This window comes from Pseudomonas veronii (assembly GCF_001439695.1).
Classification (GTDB): domain Bacteria; phylum Pseudomonadota; class Gammaproteobacteria; order Pseudomonadales; family Pseudomonadaceae; genus Aquipseudomonas; species Aquipseudomonas veronii.
On record NZ_JYLL01000014.1, the window covers coordinates 1 to 18734 of the forward strand.

Below are 18734 nucleotides of genomic sequence, written 5' to 3' on the forward strand. Positions count from 1 at the left end.
CCTGGACATGCCTGGCCCAGGACTCGCGCCGCGCGTGCATCGTTTCCATGTGAATCCCCTGCTGAAAAATACAGAGGATGCGGGCAGGGGTGCTCGAGGAGAAGGTGGGCGGGCTGGACGCTTACGGAGAAAGAAATCGAGTCCTACTATTTCGGGCTCTATGCTAATCGTTGGCTGCCAGATACGCGGCGTGACTGGGGGCACCCCAAGCCGAATCTTGATGCAGCTGATGCGATGGCGAGAATCCCTACAGTGATGATGTGGGACGACCATGACATCTTCGACGGTTGGGGGTCCTACAGTCCGGCTATGCAGCACTGCGAGTTGTTCCAGGTGCTGATGCGTCATGCGCGCAAGGCTTTCTGGGTGTTTCAGTTGCAGCATGCCCTTGATGATTTGCCGCCATTGCAATTGCTCCAACGTGCAAACGTTTCCCAGCAGGACCCACAGTATGAGCCGGTGCAATGGAGTGCTCGATTAAATGGAGATCGATTGGCCTTGCCGCTCTTGGATGGTCAGCCGGGCTTTAGTTTCGGCTATCACTTGGGGCCGGTATCGTTGTTTGTTGCTGATCTGCGCACTGAGCGTTCACGTACCCAAGTACTGGGGGCCGATACCTGGACTGCTATGCAGGCTTGGCTCAACACGCTCCGTGACGGTAAGCCTGCTCATCCGGGAAGCAAATGTCAGCACTTAATCTTCATGTCCTCGGTTCCGGTCGCGCACCCCAAATTGTCGCTGGCTGAAGGGTTGCTCGATACGTTTGGGCAGGATCATGTGCTCGACAGTAATGCTGATGACCTTAAGGATCATTGGTCGCACGGGGATCACGAGGGGGAGCGTAAGCGACTCCTGGAGTCGCTGACTCGTATTGCTGAGCAGAGAATGCTGCGTGTATCCATTGCTTCCGGGGACGTGCATGTCGCGGCGTGGGGCAGTTGCTATCGTCGGGATATTCCACCGACGTCGAACTGGGCGCAGATTCAGCAATTTACTTCGTCAGGTGTGGTGCATCCGTCGTTAATTGGAGTGGCCGAACGGCTTTTTCTTCAGCTGCTGAACCACACAGCCAGCAAGGTCCAGTCTATCGATGTGCAGCACTGTGTCGAGATGATGTTGTTCCCGGGTTTTAATCGCTATGTGATGCCATCCCGGAATTGGTTGGCGTTTGAGTTGGACATGGGAGGCGAGACCGGTTGCAAGCTGTGGGCGACCTGGCGTTGTGAAACTGAGGCAGGTTTTTCCAACCATCTGCAAGCGGTGCATCCGGCTCAGAAATAGAGCTCCTCATTTGCATAGCAGTTATATCTCTCATGATGGCGATGCTCTGTAAGCGTCTGACGTACTTTCCCCTCTGTCGTCCCAGAGGTGCTGTACAGTCGAAGACAAGTGCATTGGTGCTAAGGGGCCTCGCCCTCAATTGACGTTGTCGCTCTAGGATAGGTCTCGCACATGCAGTCAGGCGGGATTAAAGCGACAAGCGAACATGCGATCGTCTGGTAAGCTCTGATGCTCCCGTTTACTATGATGCCAGTTTGGCATCGCTCCTCCCTAAAGCCATGCTGCCGGGACATGGGGGTGCATTGGTAAATGGGAGGGAACCCGCTGCCGGCGCTCAGTCGCGTCCGATCTCCTCCTGAAGAAAAAACCTGGTTGTCAGGCCGCAAGGCCTGATCAGCGCGAGTCGTGGAAGTTCACGGCATGGCCGATTCGATGCGTGGAGCAAGATTTTGACGATTCCTGATGAGATATGCTTTGACGAAGAGCATGAAGACAAGCTTCGAGAGAGTAACTCCAATACGCCAGATGTCTTTGCTTTCGACTGTGGTCAGCTTCCTTTTGAATCAATGGGCGACCATCATTTCGAGTTGCTGCTCGCTGATATTTACCGCGATAACGTTGGTGAGAAAGACTTCGATTGGTATGACGAAGCTCGGCGCCTAAACGATGGTGCTGACCAAGGGCGTGACGTCATTCTTTTTAAAGACTCTGTCCCGGTAGGTGTAATTCAGTGTAAGCGTTTGAAGTCAATCGTAAAGCGAGATGCAATCATCCAGGAAATATGCAAGTTTTTCCTGTATGCACATATTCGGCCTCAAATCGCGTCTCCAAAAGGTACGCCTTTTAGATATATATTGGCTGTTGCGGATGGCGCGGCGATTGATCTCACGGAACTCCTTGTTAACAAAGGGCGGCAGCGATTCATCGATCTTCGTGATGTCTTCGAGAGAAAAGCACTAGCAGCATGGAAAGCTTCGGAAACGCTCAAAAAACATCCGAGTTTGAAGGATCTCAAGAAGGCGCAGCTATGCGATCTAATCTGGGAACGGATCGATGACCTTCACACAAGCCTTCACAAGAAGGACGACTTGTCGAGTTTAGTTGCTAGGCATCCTATAATAAAGTCCACCTACTTTAGATTGGAGTCAGATGCTGCTCGCATCACTCAGGAAATAAAAAATCTATTTGAAGGTCGTGGGGTTAGTTTCGTCAGCCAGGATGAGAAATTCGTAAAGTCCATTAGAACTGAGTATTTTGATTCTGACTTCGGTGATCACAAAAGCTTCAACATCTCTCTGATCCAGGGCGCTGAACTGCTACCTTTTCTTCGAGGTATGCTATGCCCGTTGAATGGAACTATAAAGACCAAATTTGGCTCTCGACCGGTGGTCGTAACGGCTGGAGCACAGGCGGCTATTCCCGCGGACTGGGATGAAATTGATCGTTTAGTCAAAGATTACCCTTACTCTCTTATTTTGTTTTTGGGGTGTGGCGAGGTTGGAGGTGAGCAATTAATCGCTTGGCGGGCGTCTGACGATTTCATATCAATTGATCCTAACTTGCCAGCTGCTGAAAACCGCTTCAAAGGCGGCTGGTGCTGGGTTTCGGATCCAGACCAAGGGACATACAAATGTTATGTTTTGGTCGAAAATGAAACCGGCGATCCCACGTTGGATCACGGCAGTATGTCGCTTCGGCTTGCCTTCAAGGACGTCATTATCTGGCCAACCTTGGGTAATGATTTCACTAACCCGCTGACAAACTCACGCTCTCAATTGCGAAGACTCATCGCAAGCCACAGCGAAGACTCAGCAAATCGCCAAAATTTAGTCTTAGCCTCTCAGCATGTGGCCAGTGTGAGCAGCGTGCTTAAAGCTGCTTCCGACTACTACGGTCAACGAGCTTCTGCGGTGATTGGGATCGCCACGGCCAATAGTGCAAAACTGGCAAAATGTGATGCTCACATGTGGAGCGTCACCGGAATATTCCCGGGGACCGACAATGGGCTTTCTACCCGGTCTTCATTGCGCTTGATCGATCCCGCCGGCAGAGTCATGCGCCGCAGCTCCAGCGGTTTGCTTATGTTCTGTTTGGACTGGACTGCAGAGCCGATTCTCAAGCTCGTAAAAACTCAACGCCTGGTCGCGGGCCAAATCGTTGATGAGCTATCTCCAGAGTCATTGGAGTTTCATGAGCTTTTTGATCGGCATCCTCCCATAGACGGCTATCTCCCGGCGGTGCTTAACGAACGAAATAGTCTCAATGCGCTAGTGCAAAATGGTGTGCTCACGGACTGCAAAGGATTTAGCTATCGGGCGTGCTATGGGACAAGAACAGATAAAGAATTCTCGCCAGAGGATTTGTCTGCTGCAGGAGAGAGCGTTATGCGCTCCATTGATGCATTGAGTTTCATAAATCTTTCGCCGTTGAGTCAATGGTCGGTAGTGACTCGTCATGATGCACATATTAGCTACAGTGATCCCGTATTGGGGGAGGTAAGCATAATGGCGTGGTCGAGCTCTGATTATGCTGTTCGTGATATGGAGGCGCAGCTTTTCGAATGGGCGAGGCAGCCTAGTGCTCACCCCAGTTTGATTGTGTTTGCCGAAGGTAGGGGGAGTATAAAAGTACCTAAGCCTAGTCATGGTCGATATGACATCACCGTCACACCGCCAGTGCACCGCTCATTTACTGATACGGTGGTTCCTCGAAGTGTTTATCTTTTTGACTTGAGGAAAGTCGAGGATCAGTGCCTTCCAGATGCCGATCAAACAGCAGAGGAATTCATGGAGGCTATTATGCAGCGCAGGAATGAAATAGATGCTTAATCAATTGTTGGAAATCATGAACGAAAGAGCTTCGGATGCTCAATTTCAACCTGTGCCTGTTGAGCAATTCATGGTTGGTGACGATCAGAAGTGGACTGACGGTAAAGCTCCTGGTCAACTCGGCTATTGGGAGTCTGAGTTCGCCTCGGTACTTTTGGTTGACCTGACGAATAAGTCGGTATCCGACGTTGAGCGAATGGCCAAGCGTGCTGAAAACTATTTAGACGCGCGTATCCTGCAGCGTGAAAGGAAAAAGCCTGTAGTTGATGGTTACCTTGTGATGGCTGTATCTCCAAGCGAAGAGATACAAGGTTTTATTCTGACAATTGAAAGAAATACATTGTTTGTGCGCAAGCATGTTGTCGTTCAGGGTGACTCTAAATGGGAACGATGTGAGCGAATTACTCCGATAGGCCTGAGTCGATCGGAAACTCCCCCGGTCAGCCCGCCTTACACTCCGGATGATATGGACGCGAAGGGGTTGTTGGACGCGCTAGAAAACATGGGTAGTAAAGATCTTGCTAAGCTTCACGGAAAGGAGTGGAATCTCAATGAATAATCTCCCAATCAAATTCCTCTCTGTAGAGGTCAATAACTTTAGAGGCATTCCAGGCCAACTCGTAATCCCCTTGGACGCTCCCCTGACGGTGATTTATGCAGCCAACGGTACGGGCAAAAGTACGATCTGCTATGCGCTAGAATGGCTGATTACTGGAGAAGTAGAAGATCTAGATAGCGAACATATCAAATGTGAGTGGGGGGAGGGTGAACCACGTGTCTCTGCCACTTGCCTCATAGGGGGTATTCCCCATGAGATGAAACGGGAAAAAGGTGCCTTCTGGCTGTCCAGAGACGGAGGAAAATTCGTTAAATGCAGCGAAGAAAAGCTGCTCTCTCTGCTCACTCCTGAGTCGATCTCTGGAAGGACGACATATGCGGCCAAAAAGGCAAAGCGTGGCTGGCTACGTAATAGCCGCTGGTTGTATTCGAATTCCCTTTCGTTGCTCATCGATAATAATCGTGCTGAAGACAGGCAGCAGATTTTTGCTGACATTCTAGGCTTTGGGCACATCACCAGTACCCTTCGCGACCTGAAGGATTACAGAGGGGCATTGCCCAGTACAAGAGGGCTTCAGGATAATATTCAGCGCCTCAGTAATGACATTGAAGAAACTGAGCGCAGACTAAAGGAGAGTGTTCCAGGTAGTTCTAAAGCAATCTCCAATCTGAAAGTCGTAAGTGATCGCTTCGGCCTTTTGTCAAGTGGTGCTAATTTTGTCAGTGAACTGCGAGAAGCCAAATTGCGGGTGCGCATGTTTGAGCAGCGTGCACAGTCGCGTTTCCAAGGCCTGACAGATTTGCAGAGCCAATGGGATAATTATCATGCATCACTGAAGCAGGTCGAGGTTCTTCGTCGCTCTATCACTGAGCTCACCACTGAAAATTTGAGCCTTACGGAGCAGCAAAGAAGCAATGCTGATGCATTGAGTATTGCGAATATAAAATACGGTGATGGCGAGCGCTCGGTAGCCTGGGCTAAAGAAAAACTGGCGATTTTCAATAAGTGGCAGTCCATTGTTTCGGTTTCCAGTATTTCTGAGTACTTCGCACAAGAGCCAATTACCCAGTCATCACTATTTGGAAATTTCGTTGAGCTTAGCTGGGTAAAAACGAAACAGATTGAGTGGCGTAACTCTCTAGACGTTTTAGTGGAAAATTCGGATAAAATCCACAAGCTGGTGCAGGAGCAGCGACGCTTAGAGGCAAGTTATGTATATCCGCCTGTGGATCTACAAGGTGCTGTCAATGCTGAAAAGATCGCGAGCGAGGAGTTGATCCGTCAGAGCGCTAATTTTAATGCGTATGCCAATACAGCTGAGCGGTTAAGAGAGTTAGGCATTGAGTTGCTTAATTCTACCGATAGCCAGCATTGTCCTCTTTGTACTCACGACTGGAAAGACTCAAAACGTCTGCGAGATTCAGTTGCCGCCAGTGTGAGTTTGACTCCGGTATTGAACGAAGCTTCTGAGAAGCTCAATGTTGCTAGAGCCAATGCTAAAATAACGAGTGCGGCGCTTGCTAAGACAAAAGCTGAGCAATTCGCCCATGAGCAGTACGTCAATCAGCTATCTACATTAAAAAATGAACTTTCCTCGTTTGAGGGGAAAACTAATTATTTAAATATTATGCAAAAGCCAGACTTCTCGTCTCTGGACGTGAAGGATCTTGCATACCTGAAAGAGCGCATTTCGGCGGCGATTGATCTGGCGGGCATATTTGATGAGCTGCAAGAGCTTGAGAAATTTTTCTCTTTAATCCCAAGGGTGGACTGCGCTGCTCGTATTGAAGATGTGAAGAATGCTATAGAGAAATACTCGTCATACTATCAGGCCCAAATGGATGAGTTCAGCCCTGAGCGAATTAGACTTGATAAGATCGTGAAAGATCTGTCGGCTGCGATCAAGGAAAAGACAGCACAGATTAACTCCTATGCTGCTAGTGTGTCAGCTATGTCTGCATCCATCGATCAATTTACCAGGCTTTGGTCTGAATCCGTCGAAGGCGCTGACATTAGTCAAGAACGGCGCCTCGCTGTGCTTGAGGAGGTCGAGCTTCATCGTCGGCAGGCGAGTGACTATAAGGCATTGCTGGATGAGTGTGATATTGTGGCGAATATTGACTCTGACGCTAGTGCACTCAAAAAGCTCCACGAGGAACGCACCAGGTTCCAAGCAATGTTGGACGTGGGAACAAAATACATTCTTGATGCTGATCGAACCATTGAGCAATATGCGTCTCATGTAAAATCGCTGACCTCTGCAAGTTTGGATGTCCTGCTGGCCCCAGCCGGCGAACTGTTCTCGCGCATGCATGCGAACGAGGTTTACAAGGGGTTAGGGGTATCGCAGGGTACGGATCATTTCCACTGGACAGCTTTCGCGGATGGGCGCGAAGATGGACTCGATGCGGAAAGCAAGTTCAGCCAAGGTCAACGACAAGATCTTGCGCTTTCGCTGTACCTTGCACGTGCTCGTAATACCGGCGGGAGCTTCTTCCTAGACGAGCCTATAGCCCACTTGGATGATCTAAATCGGGTCGCGATGCTGGATATCTTCCGGCTTGTAGCCACTTCAATGCCAAATGTGAATCTTGTACTTACGACCGCGAGTGAATCCTTGGCCCGCCACATGGCTCAAAAGTTTTCAAGCATTAGCGATAGGCACCTGCTAAACATGATTCACTTAGAAGGGAATCCTCGTACTGGTGTAGAAATGTCAGTGGTAACCAATATATCTAAATCTGTTATTGTTTCAGCGGAATAGGTTTTCGCTTTGATAGTCAAAGGCCCTGTTGAGTTCGGCGGGGTCATTTATAGATGGGTGACTTGATGCTGGCCGTGCAGGGCGTGGAAGCTCAAAAGTTTACTATTGGTCTAACACGTTCATCAACGTCCAGCTGCGCCACCTTATCCTCGGCCGCCTTAGCAAGTTTCTCAAAACCATGATCTTTCCCTTGTGCTGCTCGGTTGAGAGGTGGCTTGGATGAGCTAAGCTTCATAGCTTTTAGCTTGCTTGCAGAGTGTAAAAATGGAACGTCAGTCTGAGATTTCTCATCTTTCCGATGAACAGGTTGAGGACCATACAGCCGAGCAATGTTACGCACGGTAGCAGCACCCAGTTGGGGTTAAGCGACCATGGCAGGGAAAGGTAGATCACCCAGGGACTGATGAGCGTCGTTAGCCATCATCAAGCGCGAGAAAAGGGTTATCTGGCGGTATCGATTCTAAAATTGATGTCGGCTCCGAAATCAAATACCCCTTCAAGGTCGTTTTCTTCCTGGGACCTTGCACTTTGCACGCCCAGATGTTCAAGCCGTTGCCATGCTTCCTGTGGATCTTCAGTTTTTCGAACTGCTTCTGCACCCAGCGCCATTCTTCAAGTTGTTGATCGGTCCCCTGAGAGAGGCCAGGAAACTCCTGCGCGTAGCGTTGGAAGAGACCAGGCGTGACCAGAAATACGCTGCCACTCACCGTGTGGATTTTGGCCTTGCTGTCATTGATGATCAGCTTGTGACTCAGGATGCCTTCCCTGACCCAATTCAGGAATGCCTTACCTAGGTCTTCCGACGAGGGACTCGGGATTTCGAGAGTGTTTGGTGATGATCCGTCACTGACCTCAGACTCTTCCAAATCGAATATATCCAACAGCGTGCCGAGATAGTCGTCGTCTTCTTTAGTCATGGGATCTGTCGGCGAAGAGCTGTGACGCGATCCTGTACTGACAGTCTTAGGTGCTGGTGGTGATGCCGAAACGTCATTCGAGTGACCATCGGGTGCAACGTTCACCGTTCCGCTGAAAGCTTCAGGCCGGTCTTCGTTCGCCCAAATCAACGCCGGTTGAAGGCGCAGAAAGGTAAAGCTCTGCTGCCAGTTTCCCTGCGTGACAAGTGCGGTCCAGATGGCTTTGCCTTCTGGCGTGGACTCAACCAATCCATGCGATTGCAGTTCGTCGAACACAGCAATGTTGGACGACGGAATGCCTTCTATCGCTTGTGAAAGCAAATAAGCTCGGAGTTTGTCCGTGACTGCCTTACTAACCAACCACAGGGAGTCCTGGGTCAGCCATCCCGCGGCCCCTGGCTGGTTGAGTTTCAGCTCGTGCTGAACGAGATGACGCAGTCCGCTGATCAAGTGATGTTGCAGCGTATGAATCGGCGCTTGCAACGCCTTGCTTGGGTTGCCACCGATGTTCTGTGCGGTGGAGACCCGGTCGGCTTGAATCACCAACTCGCCCAGCACGCCGGCGCGTTCATACTGGCCGGCTAGGACATACAGCAGACTCGCCCACAGCGGCGGAAAGCCACTCAGCCAATCGAGGATCGGTCGGTTGAGAATCTGGGTGTAGAGCAAGCCTGCGGCGGCGCCGTGCAGGTGATAGTCGCGACCTTTGAGGTAGCGAAAGCGGTAGGGCTGATCCAGGGGACCCTGCCAAGGATGCCAAACACGGCCATCCTGGCGTTCGACTAGCAGGTCCACGGCGATCTTGCCGATGTCATGCAGAAGGGCACCATAAGCAATACCCGCCGACCAGGCATCGGTCTGGGCGGCTTGGTCTTCGGGCGCAGCGCCGGTTGGCAGCAGATACGACTGACGCAGTTTCAAACTGCAAGCGACCAGTTCCAGTCCATGGTCGAGCATGCCGCCAAGGTAAGCATGGTGGTGCGTCTCGCTGGCAGGCAGTTGCTGGACCTGTTCGGCGTAGCGATGGATCGGATTTATATAGAGCTGGGTGAACTGCGCGTGGGAGAGGGCGGTGTACTGCCAGATGCGGTCGAGCAACTGGCGGCGGTGTTCCGCGGCTAACAAACTGTGAGCCGACTCGATGGGCAGGTAACCTTCGGCGACGTTGACGGTCGGTGGCGGAGGGGGCTTCTGCCTTTTGCGGCGAAACAGGCTGAGCATCGTGATCTCCGGGAAGTGGCTGGGTCATTGGCCTTTTAGCCTTTTCGGATAGCGCTCTTACCCTTGAGTGCCCATTCCCTTCCAACCCTTACCCGTCCTTTTGGCTCGTGTCCCTTTGTGAGGCAATCGGAATATGGATACTGCTAGGCATCGTTTTGTTGGGGGTAGTACGGAAAAGACAAGAGTCGGTACACTGCGGTGCATCTTTTTTGGGTCTTGCCATGAACCTCACTGACGCCACGCTCGTGCTGCTGCTCGCGGCACGTATCCATGGGACCGACGAAGCCGTCAGGGCTTCGGCGAAGAGCGTGGTCAAGAAGTTGCCGCGCAGTAAACGCGATCTGATCTACAAGGTGATCGACAGCCGGAGTCCGCTCGAGCTGGTGGATTTTCTGGCGCAGAACCTGGATACATAACGGCATGCTGCGGGTGTGCGCCCCTCTCTTGTTCTTTGCGTGAGGGCCCGCCGTATGATTCCGTCTGTTTTCTGGAAACAAAAAAAAGGGCTCAACTCGCGTTGGGCCCTGTGAAGCGTTTGCAGCGGTGAGGTAACGATCAAGCTCCATCGTTCATGCATAGTGAGTCATCCAAGACCGCTTGCTTCAGTTGCTGCTCCAGGTTGAGTACATACTCCGAGGCGCTTCGGGCCTGGCCACTGGCGCGGAAGATCGCGCGTTTGTCAGCCTTGAGCAGGCTGAGCCAGGAGTCGATGTAACCCTCGTGCCGCAGCTCTCCCTGTATACCGGTGTAGGCACATAAGAACGCAGCGCCCATTTCGGCGATCAACTCCTCAAACGCGTAGCTTGGCGAGCCGAACGAACAGGGTGACGTCACGCCTTCGCGCTGCAACCGAGAGTGATGCCCGGTCCAGTGTGTCAGCTCGTGAAGTGCGGTGGCGTAGTACCCACCTTCATCGTGAAATTGCGCTTTTGTCGGCAGTTGGATGAGATCCCTGATCGGGTGGTAAAAGGCTTCGTCGGCAGATCGATGAACGATGTGTGCGCCTGAACTTAACAGCAGATTTTCCGCAGCACTGTTGGCCAGGAAGGGATCGGTCGGGTCCGTATCGAGCAAGGTTTCGTTGAACGTTTCGAGCCCCTCCGTTTGCTCGATGTTGAACAGAAAATGCGTCCTGAGAATGCCAAAGTGAGCGACCTTGGGTTGACCGTTCTCATCGAGGACCGGTTGGCCTGACTCGGTCTGTTCCTCGCGCTCCATCGGCTTGTAGAGCACCGCTAGGGCACTGTGCTCACCCTTACGGATGTGCCCGCCGGCCTTTTTGGCTTGATTGAAGGTCAGCCAACGATCTTGAGTGAATCCCTGCGACCTCGCCTCGGCCCAGAGCAACGGTAAGTTGATCCCCGAGTAGGGGCGACGCGTGATGGCGTTAATGGGGAAGGGTTGATGGTGACCGACGTCAGCTGAGCCACTTGAGGACCAGGGTTTGATCCAGGGGGCAACGCCTTGGTCCAACGCGGTAACGATCTTGTCAGTCACGTCTTGGTAGATATCGCGCATGGCATTTTCCTCGAGAGAAAACGGAGGAACGCCTTGCCCGTCGGGGAGGGTTCCCCGGTGGGTGATGGTTGGATTGATGCAGGGCTTGCATGCCGTCTGAGTGTGGATCGGGGTGGTGAGTACGACCGTGTGCGTTTAGCGTTGATGTTCTCCTGCAAGCGCTATCAGTAAGGCGTTAGGCTGGCCTGGCTCGAGGAGCAGGCTTAGGCTCAGTTGCAGCAACGGGTTTTGGCGTGGATGACCCGTTGACGCGATGTGGGCTACCTCGAACAGCACATAGGGCTCGTGTGGAGAGGCCAGGTGTGCCTCGAAGGCTGCGCGCAATACGTGGCTCAGCCGATCGACCTGCAGCTTCTCAGGATGACCTGAGCGCTCGAGCAGTACCGCGTTTTGCCAAGCAGCGGGGGTGAACACAATAGGAAGCTGAAGGGTGTTCAGGGCTTTGGGTGTTAGCGAGTCGGACATGGTGTGCCTCCGTTGAAAGCGCGAAGAAACCTGTCCCGTGCGGGAGATAATTTCCCCGCGGTGGGTTGAAGAAAAACAAGAAGTTTTGTCTGGCGAGCGGAGCTCGGAAGACGCTCAGGAGAGCAGTAGGCGTTCATCACCGTAGAAACGGTGACCGTGAGAGCTACCGAACGCTAATCGCACTTGGGGAAGAACCATCACCGAAGTGACGTAGCCTTGAAGGTTCTGGCTGCCTGGGTAGGGTACTGTCGATAACAGCGATCCGTACTTTGTATTTAGCGGAGCGATTTATACGGGTCAACCTACGAAGAGAAGCTGTGTCACGAAGTTTGTCTTCTGTCTTCCAGTGGAGATTTTTTGGCTGGGCAAGCTGATAAACGGTCAAGCACGGACAGTTTTCAGTAGTAGGCTGTTACTCCTGTCTCAATCATGAAAACGCTCAGAAGAGGGCGAGACCATGCCGACTCAGAACCCTGTTAAGAATTCACGTGCCCACCGCTGGGCGTACGCCTGTGGCATGTCGGTAAAGCGTGGTTATCGCAAATTGAAAGCGTTTGAGTACCGCCTGGCTGAGCGTGCGGTGACGGCAGGTATGCCCGCAGGTAAATTAGTTGTTCGCGGGAGCTTTCTGATTGCCCAATTGGCGCTGCTCGGAGCATTTCTTTTTGTTAGCTTCTGGTTGTTTGTGCTGATGTGCACATTCGTCGCATTAGCAGCTATCCCAGTTCAAGATTCAGACACTCCAGATATTGATGATCTCGATGATCCAATGCATAGGACGTCTTGGCCTGAGCGGTACGATAAATGGGGTTCACTGAAGTAACCTTGTGGTTATTTTGAGCCCGATTTACCTGAAATAATTCTTGCTCCGCTCATCAACTGAGAGGTCCCGCTAGAGCTCGCTGTCTGCGCAGCCTGGGTTCCCCGGCTGAGCATTCCTTCTACACCTGAACCTACGCTATACCCAGCCCAGCTCATAGCGGCTAGAAAAACCATCGGCAGCACAATGAACATCGCCCCCATCACATACTCAATTACTTGCGCCGTAACTGTCCCCTCCATGAAGCCGGATGTGGGCAGCGATAACAGCACTTGATTGGACGCCGAAACCTGGTTGTACAAGGCATCGAGCATGCTGGAGTCGACCCAGCGGGCGAGTTCCCACCAGAAGCTGAGCATGTGTAAGGTGAACAGCGCGAACGTCACCGTCATGACGGTCTTCAACTGGTAGGTACTGACCAGCAGAATCAGCGGCAAACTGATGATGACGCCCATGATCAGGAAGGCTTGCACCATCGGTAAGGCGGCGCGCAGTGCATTCATCGCCGGGAAGTTGCTGAAGGAACCCAGTGCCAACCCGGTATTGGTGGCCAGATTATTGAGCCCCTGATTGATAGAGCCGCCACGAGCGCTGGAGCCATAGTCCTGGTACACCTGTCCGGGCGACATGGACATCGATTGCTGACGCGGGCTGACCTGCTCACGCAGGGTGGCATCCTCGATCTCGTTGCTCGAACGACCAGTCAACCAACCTTTCAGTTGAGTCAGCAGCGAGGGATCGACCTGCTGGATCAAACGCTCGCGCAACCCAACACCGCTATCACTCCACCACTGCTTGCAGGTGGGGTAACCTGCGCCATTCTCCAGCCGAGGTAAGGAAACATCTCGGCTTCCGTCATACGGCCAGCTGACGCGCGGTGTGTGTGAGCGATCCGTATCGTAGTAGCCAGGCGTATCAAGAAAATAGCTTGAGCCGATCCAGGACGCGTCGTGACTTTGTACCTTGTCCAACTGGGGACGGTTGGTAAACAGCCGGGAGCGAGAATAGCCATAGCAGTCGCGGGTGAAGTCGGCGACTTCCTGCAGCAGTACCTGGCTGTCGATGCGCGAACTGTCGATCTCCATGCGCATCTGCCGGATATCCGGTGCACAGGGGATGGCAGCGGTGGCCGCAGCGGTCACCCCTTTACTCAAGGCATGCACCAGAAACCACCAGATCGGTACGTTGGCGGAACGTTCGCCGATGGTATTGAAGGTGGCACTCCAGGCGGTTTCCGCCGGCTTGGCCACACTGACACCGCAGCGCTGGCTCGCCGCATCGTCGAACGCCATTGACGAGAGGCTCAGCGGAAAGACCGGTGCGCAGCCGAACAACACAACGATGTAGGCCAGCCACAGCCGGTTTTCAATCCGCGGCACCGAGAGCAGGCCCTTGTTGCCTTCATCCGCGCCTTGCTGACGGGCCGACAACCATTCTTGCAAAATGATTGCGCCAAAGGGCGCGGCGAACAGTCCGGTGTCGGACAGGACGCTCCAGAGGCCGTTGTTGATGATCCAGGCCAGCAGGGAGAGGTAAAACTCCAGGTAGCTGTTGGTGCTCATGAGCATAGTGGTGACCTCACAGTCGGGTGAACTCGACGACGGTCAAGAGCACGAGCCCTAATGTCCCGATGTGCTTCACACGCAGTCGATCCTGTGGTCGATGTCGGTAGCGCCGAAGCAGATCCCACCAGAGCGCAAAGAGGGCGCCGTAGAGCAGGGCACGCCACCACCGTAGATAGGACCGTGCGGATTCGAATGCCTGCTGCCAGGCCTCGAAACTACCCAACGCAGTGCGGCCGATCCAGGCGACCAGTGCAGCGGTCAGGATCATCACTGCGGCAATCCCCAGACTCGAAAGCAAAGTGAATAGCGGTGAGCGTTTCATGGCTCACTTGCGCCTGGCGTCAGCGTCATTGAGTCGGCCCGGCTCAGGGTCGCCTTGCTCGACGGTGCGCGAAGCATCAGCACCGCCGGCATGCCGATCGAGCACTAGGCTGGCGGTATTGGTGGCCAGCATCTGCCGGACCTGCAGTTCGGTCTGCAGCAGGCGGATTTCGCGCTCCAGAGCGTCGATGTTTTTCGTCAAGGCGGTTTGGGCCGGCTCGGCGGAGGCGATGTTCGGTTCGTGACTGCCCGCCAACAGGGTGCGCAGTAGCAGCAACGCTTTGTCGAGCACACTGGACAAGGCCGTCTCACTGGCCAGGCGCCGTGCCAACAGATCCTGGTCGGGATCGTCGCGCAGGGCTTCGACCACGCCACGGGTTACCGGCAGCATTGGGCTGGAGGCTTTAGCCAGATTGTCAGGGGTAGGCGGCAGTGAGCCAGACAGCAGCCCTTGCAGGGCCTTGAGGCGTTCGCTGTAGGCCTCCTGGATCAGCGGCGTCAGTCCGCTGCCAGCGGTCGCACGCAGGGTTTCGCAGGTATCGCAGGTCGTGACTTCAGTTTCGCCCAGCACGCGAACGGCCCATTCGGATTCCTCCTGGGGCGAAGCCCAGGTCTGGCAAATGGCCCCACCCAGGCAATCGCTATTACTAATCGAGGCATTGTCATCCATCGACCGGTTATGCAGCAGGTTGTAGCCCGCGCGCACTACGTCGGCGGTCACCCGAATGGGCGTCTGCCCATCACCGCCAGCCTTCGAGCCGCCGACCCAGGACACCCCCTTGTTGCCGTTATGGGCCTCGGTGTTTTTCACCGCGGCCACCGCATCACCGCCGGTTTGCTCCAGATTGCCCTGCATCTCCTGGTTCTTGGCCAGCGCGCCCCAGCCGGCTTGACCGACCTTGTCCGCCATCTTCTCGGCCATGGCCTGGCAGGTCAGCTTCGAGCGGTCGAAGTCGATACGCCCCTGCATCACCCCGTTGCTCAACAACTCATAGAGGCCGGGGTTGGCGCGTTGGATGATCAACGCCGGCAGCGACATCACGGCTTGGGTCGCGTTCTGCACGATGCTGCCCATGATCTGCTGGAAACCTTCGGTGACGCCGTTCAGCTGGTTTTGCAGGGTGTTGGTGAGGCTCATGTTTCCGCACATCATGTTCGCCCGCCATGACCCGCCGACACCGAGACCACTGGGTCGGTAGAGCGAGCTCGGTGAGCCGACTGCCGAGCCGCCACCAATGGTGTACATCACTCGGTCGTCGAGTACTTCACCTTGAGTACCCAGACGGTAATCGCCCTCGGCGGCGTAGGCATGTGTGGCAATGGCGAGCAGTCCACAGAGCAACAGACTCATCGTGCCCAACCAGGGCCGCGCGAGAAGCCGACTCATGAAGCACCTCCTTCGAAGTCGATGCTGAACAGGAAGGTCTGTCCCTCACGTTTGCAGCAGCTATAGGGACGCCACAGCGACCAGGCGTAGCCGCCATCCGCGCTCTGTACCGGATCGCTGGGGAAGATGGCGCACGTGGGCTGCACCTGGGGGTAGAGCAATTGCCATTTGTGGGTCGAAGCGTCGTTTTCAACGATCGGGCCAGGCGGCCAGTAGCCGTCGCGTTTGGCGGGCGTGAGTGGTAAGTACACATGCGGCTGCCAGTTGTGGGTAATCACATCGCCGGCGCGTTGCGCCATGACTGCGGCCGCCTTGAAATCGTCGGGCTGTACCAGAAAGCCCTGCCGGGGATAAACGTTGCCCCACATGTTTCCCGAGACCTGACGACCAATTTCACGGATCCCCGGCATGAGCGATTCGGGGTAGAAACTTTCTGGGATGCCATGGCGCCAGGCCAGTGAGTCCAGGGTACTCAGGTAGTAAGGCATTAATGCAGTTGCACCGCTGGCGCAGGCATAGCCGGATTGCGAAGCCAATTGCGTTGCGACCCAGCCACCGGGGTGGCCGATGCCATCAACGTTCTTGAATCGAGGCAGGTTGTCGCGGCGGGCGTTCGGCGTGATCAGGTTGCCGCCACCTTCTGCACCGCTGATGGGAGCGGAGAGGGTGGTCATCTCGGTCCAGGGGTTATTGCCGGTGGTGGCGTAGCTCGAGACGACCAGTTCAGGAATGAAATGACGAACCTTGGTCGAGGTTTTGACTGTGCAGCCGAAGGGCGTGCAGAGTAGCCAGAAACAAATGCCGACGACCCTGTATTCGAGACAGTTTGGCGAAAGCACGGAGGAGGTGATGCTGACGGTGTCCAGCGCCATGCTTGGGCCGCACGCCAGCAGAATGCTTAGCGCCAAGGGCCTTAGTTTTGTGGGCGGAAGTGACGAGCAGGCAACAGGCATTATCCAGGCTCTCGGTGTATGGCCTGGGCAGGTTCGGTTAGGGACTGAAGACTGTCAGTGGGAATTATGAAGGCGGATCTATCGGATTTGTGAGGCGTGGGTCTATTATTTGACGTGAAGGGAGCTGCGCAGGGTATCGGCGTCTACAAGTAGTTGATCTGTGGTGATTTCGAAAATATTGGCGAGTTTGCACAGGACCAACAGCGAGGGGTTGCCCGCGCATCGTTCGATTTGGCTGACGTAGGTGCGATCCACCTCGGCCATGAGCGCCAGCTGCTCCTGGGTAAGGTTCTTTACGCGCCGCATCCAGCGGATGTTCTCCGCCAGTTGCAGACGAAGTTGTTCGTAGTCTTGAGTCATGCGCGCAAATTGCGCCTTGAGGGACTCTCAATCCACGGGATATAGTCTACATTGGCATTCAACTAGGCCATTTGGTGTTCATGCCTGGTATCGAGCGTTCATTTGGTGTCGTTACGCTTTTCGAAGCTGCGCCCAGCATCTAACAATAAATCAGAAATTTAGGGTGTGTATGGACCAAAACTACATTTCAATTCCTGCGGCGGATGGTTGCCCAAGTCTTCTGACACCTTGGGGCAGCGAATTTTCGCCGATGATCGAGCGTGGTGTGCAATGTGCCCAGGCTTGGCTTGAGGCAACGACCGATATTCCTTTGTGGTGGGAACTGGCGCAAACGCGCAAGACCTTTCCTGTCGGTGACTGCCAAGATGCCTTCGAAGCCGGTTTTCTGTTGAGAATTCAGCAACGGCTTCGGAGCGTGTCACAGTAACCCTGTTGCTTATGGGCGATTGCATCGTCTTGATCGCCCGTTTGCACTCAACCTGGCTGCATCGACACAGACCACGCAGTTTAAGAACGATTGCCGCTTCGCTGGCGCGTTTTTTCCACCGGCTGAACAACTCGGTGGGGGATTGTGCTTCCCTTATTTGGGCGCTGCACCAAGGGCGGCACTTGCTTCAAATGCCACCGGTCATGCATCGAACGTGAAAATCTCTTGAAAGGTATGGTTCCAGACGCCATTCCTCTAGAATGAAGGCTGACAGAAGTAGCTTTCGCCCTGTTACAAACAGGTTTACGTAGCTAAGATTCTGATTAAGTGCAGATTCTGCACGCTCTGAGAACGTGGAGCGCGATATGAAAGCCAAACGAGTGTTGAGTGACGATCTGGTGAGCCGACTGGAGGATAAGATCCCGGTCATGGCTGAAGGCGCCATCAATACCGCCTATATCAACGCCCTGGCTGCCGGCCGCAGTGTGATGGAAGTCATGAACGGCATGCTTGTTGAAACGACTGCTGACGGTAAGCACAAAGTCATTCGGGTGGCCAAGCCCAAGCACAAAGTGACTCTGGGTGGCGTCATTAAGGTGCGCCGTTGCTCATGACTGTCCCTCGGTTGAGGGTCTTTGCTGGACCCAACGGCTCCGGCAAGAGCACGATGAAGAGTGCCATCCCTTCCCACCTGATCGGTATCTACATTAACCCGGATGAAATCGAGAAGGCTGCCAAAGACAGCGGTCGTCTGGAGTTCAGTGATTTTCAACTGGAAGTTGAGGGTGATGAGGTCCTCGGTTTCATTAGGGAGCATCGGCTGGTCAGGTCTGCCCGGCTCGATGAGGAGGCGACCAACATAGGCTTTAGCAGCAACGGCCTGAATTTCCAGACGGTCGCGATGAACTCCTATTTTGCCTCCGTGCTCTCTGACTTCATCCGGAACAAGCTCCTCGAAGACCAGCTGTCTTTCACCTTCGAAACGGTGATGTCTAGCGACGACAAAATCGCTTTTATGCTCAAGGCAAGAGAGTCTGGATACCGAACCTACCTGTACTTTGTGGCAACTGAAGACCCTGACATCAATATCAACAGGGTCAGGAACCGTGTCGCGGCAGGTGGGCACCCAGTTCCCACAGAAAAAATTGTACAGCGCTACGGCCGTTGCCTGAGCCTGCTGCCTGTGGCTATTGCTGCTTCGGACCGGGCCTACATCTTCGATAACTCCGGTGCCGATCTGGTGCTGCTGGCCGAAGTTACGGATGGGACGGACCTTGAGTTCAAGGTTGATGAGGTCCCTGACTGGTTCATGGATGCCTACGTTGAAAAGGTGTCCAACGGCTAGCTG

Annotated in this window: 17 protein-coding genes and 1 pseudogene; 9 read left to right on the plus strand and 9 right to left on the minus strand. The window is 54.0% G+C overall.

Features of this window, described 5'->3' with window-relative positions:
- The 4 genes from TU80_RS17710 to TU80_RS17725 form a co-directional block, all read left to right on the plus strand.
- A partial coding sequence (locus TU80_RS17710; RefSeq protein WP_057005068.1) for an alkaline phosphatase D family protein occupies window positions 1-1281 on the plus strand: 1281 nt, incomplete at its 5' end.
- 449 nt (window positions 1282-1730) lie between these two features.
- Window positions 1731-4109: an ABC-three component system protein gene (locus TU80_RS17715; protein ID WP_169796390.1), complete on the plus strand. Its 2379-nt coding sequence runs from the start codon at window positions 1731-1733 to the stop codon at window positions 4107-4109.
- Window positions 4102-4668: a hypothetical protein gene (locus tag TU80_RS17720; RefSeq protein ID WP_057005009.1), complete on the plus strand. Its 567-nt coding sequence runs from the start codon at window positions 4102-4104 to the stop codon at window positions 4666-4668. The genes TU80_RS17715 and TU80_RS17720 overlap by 8 nt, the downstream gene beginning before the upstream one ends.
- Window positions 4661-7432: an AAA family ATPase gene (locus TU80_RS17725; RefSeq protein ID WP_057005010.1), complete on the plus strand. Its 2772-nt coding sequence runs from the start codon at window positions 4661-4663 to the stop codon at window positions 7430-7432. Before TU80_RS17720 ends, TU80_RS17725 begins: the two co-directional genes overlap by 8 nt.
- 240 nt (window positions 7433-7672) lie before the next feature.
- Here the strand turns inward: TU80_RS17725 and TU80_RS32710 are convergent.
- Together TU80_RS32710 and mobH are read right to left on the minus strand one after the other, a co-directional pair.
- Window positions 7673-7849: pseudogene (locus TU80_RS32710) on the minus strand (IncC plasmid conjugative DNA transfer DtrJ family protein); the annotation flags it as partial.
- A complete protein-coding gene (mobH, locus tag TU80_RS17730) occupies window positions 7846-9570 on the minus strand; it encodes a MobH family relaxase (RefSeq protein ID WP_057005011.1) in 1725 nt (574 codons plus the stop codon). The pseudogene TU80_RS32710 and the gene mobH, both read right to left, overlap by 4 nt.
- Window positions 9571-9791: 221 nt before the next feature.
- On the opposite strand from mobH, the gene TU80_RS17735 reads away from it, so the two are divergent.
- A complete protein-coding gene (locus TU80_RS17735; protein ID WP_020300924.1) occupies window positions 9792-9986 on the plus strand; it encodes a DUF7740 domain-containing protein in 195 nt (64 codons plus the stop codon).
- A 139-nt stretch (window positions 9987-10125) separates the two neighbouring features.
- Here TU80_RS17735 and TU80_RS17740 read toward each other — a convergent pair whose 3' ends face one another.
- A complete protein-coding gene (locus TU80_RS17740) occupies window positions 10126-11088 on the minus strand; it encodes an ArdC family protein (RefSeq protein WP_057005012.1) in 963 nt (320 codons plus the stop codon).
- 135 nt (window positions 11089-11223) lie between these two features.
- Entirely contained in the window at window positions 11224-11553 is a 330-nt protein-coding gene (locus tag TU80_RS17745; protein WP_057005013.1) for a hypothetical protein, read from the minus strand.
- A gap of 457 nt (window positions 11554-12010) precedes the next feature.
- Here TU80_RS17745 and TU80_RS31720 point away from each other — a divergent pair, with 457 nt between their 5' ends.
- Window positions 12011-12376, plus strand: a complete 366-nt coding sequence (locus TU80_RS31720; RefSeq protein ID WP_082643856.1) for a DUF3742 family protein — start codon at window positions 12011-12013, stop codon at window positions 12374-12376.
- Window positions 12377-12384: 8 nt separating this feature from the next.
- On the opposite strand, the gene TU80_RS17750 is transcribed toward TU80_RS31720, so the two are convergent.
- The 5 genes from TU80_RS17750 to TU80_RS17770 all read right to left on the minus strand — a co-directional run bounded on the left by TU80_RS17750 (window position 12385) and on the right by TU80_RS17770 (window position 16959).
- Complete coding sequence (locus TU80_RS17750) at window positions 12385-13941, minus strand: conjugal transfer protein TraG N-terminal domain-containing protein (RefSeq protein WP_057005014.1); 1557 nt, start codon at window positions 13939-13941, stop codon at window positions 12385-12387.
- 10 nt (window positions 13942-13951) lie between these two features.
- Window positions 13952-14260, minus strand: coding sequence for a hypothetical protein (locus TU80_RS17755; protein WP_057005015.1), 309 nt, complete (start codon window positions 14258-14260; stop codon window positions 13952-13954).
- Between the two features lie 3 nt (window positions 14261-14263).
- Entirely contained in the window at window positions 14264-15646 is a 1383-nt protein-coding gene (locus TU80_RS17760; RefSeq protein ID WP_032903621.1) for an integrating conjugative element protein, read from the minus strand.
- Window positions 15643-16599, minus strand: a complete 957-nt coding sequence (locus TU80_RS17765; RefSeq protein WP_032903622.1) for a TIGR03756 family integrating conjugative element protein — start codon at window positions 16597-16599, stop codon at window positions 15643-15645. The genes TU80_RS17760 and TU80_RS17765 overlap by 4 nt, the downstream gene beginning before the upstream one ends.
- Window positions 16600-16704: 105 nt before the next feature.
- Window positions 16705-16959, minus strand: a complete 255-nt coding sequence (locus tag TU80_RS17770) for a helix-turn-helix domain-containing protein (protein WP_020300913.1) — start codon at window positions 16957-16959, stop codon at window positions 16705-16707.
- Between the two features lie 169 nt (window positions 16960-17128).
- Here TU80_RS17770 and TU80_RS31725 point away from each other — a divergent pair, with 169 nt between their 5' ends.
- The 3 genes from TU80_RS31725 to TU80_RS17780 all read left to right on the plus strand — a co-directional run bounded on the left by TU80_RS31725 (window position 17129) and on the right by TU80_RS17780 (window position 18731).
- On the plus strand, window positions 17129-17386 hold the full coding sequence (locus tag TU80_RS31725) for a LasR-specific antiactivator QslA (RefSeq protein WP_076964374.1): 258 nt from the start codon (window positions 17129-17131) through the stop codon (window positions 17384-17386).
- Window positions 17387-17751: 365 nt separating this feature from the next.
- Complete coding sequence (locus tag TU80_RS17775) at window positions 17752-18000, plus strand: hypothetical protein (RefSeq protein WP_020300912.1); 249 nt, start codon at window positions 17752-17754, stop codon at window positions 17998-18000.
- A complete protein-coding gene (locus TU80_RS17780; protein WP_020300911.1) occupies window positions 17997-18731 on the plus strand; it encodes an ATPase in 735 nt (244 codons plus the stop codon). The genes TU80_RS17775 and TU80_RS17780 overlap by 4 nt, the downstream gene beginning before the upstream one ends.
- Window positions 18732-18734 lie beyond the last annotated feature (3 nt).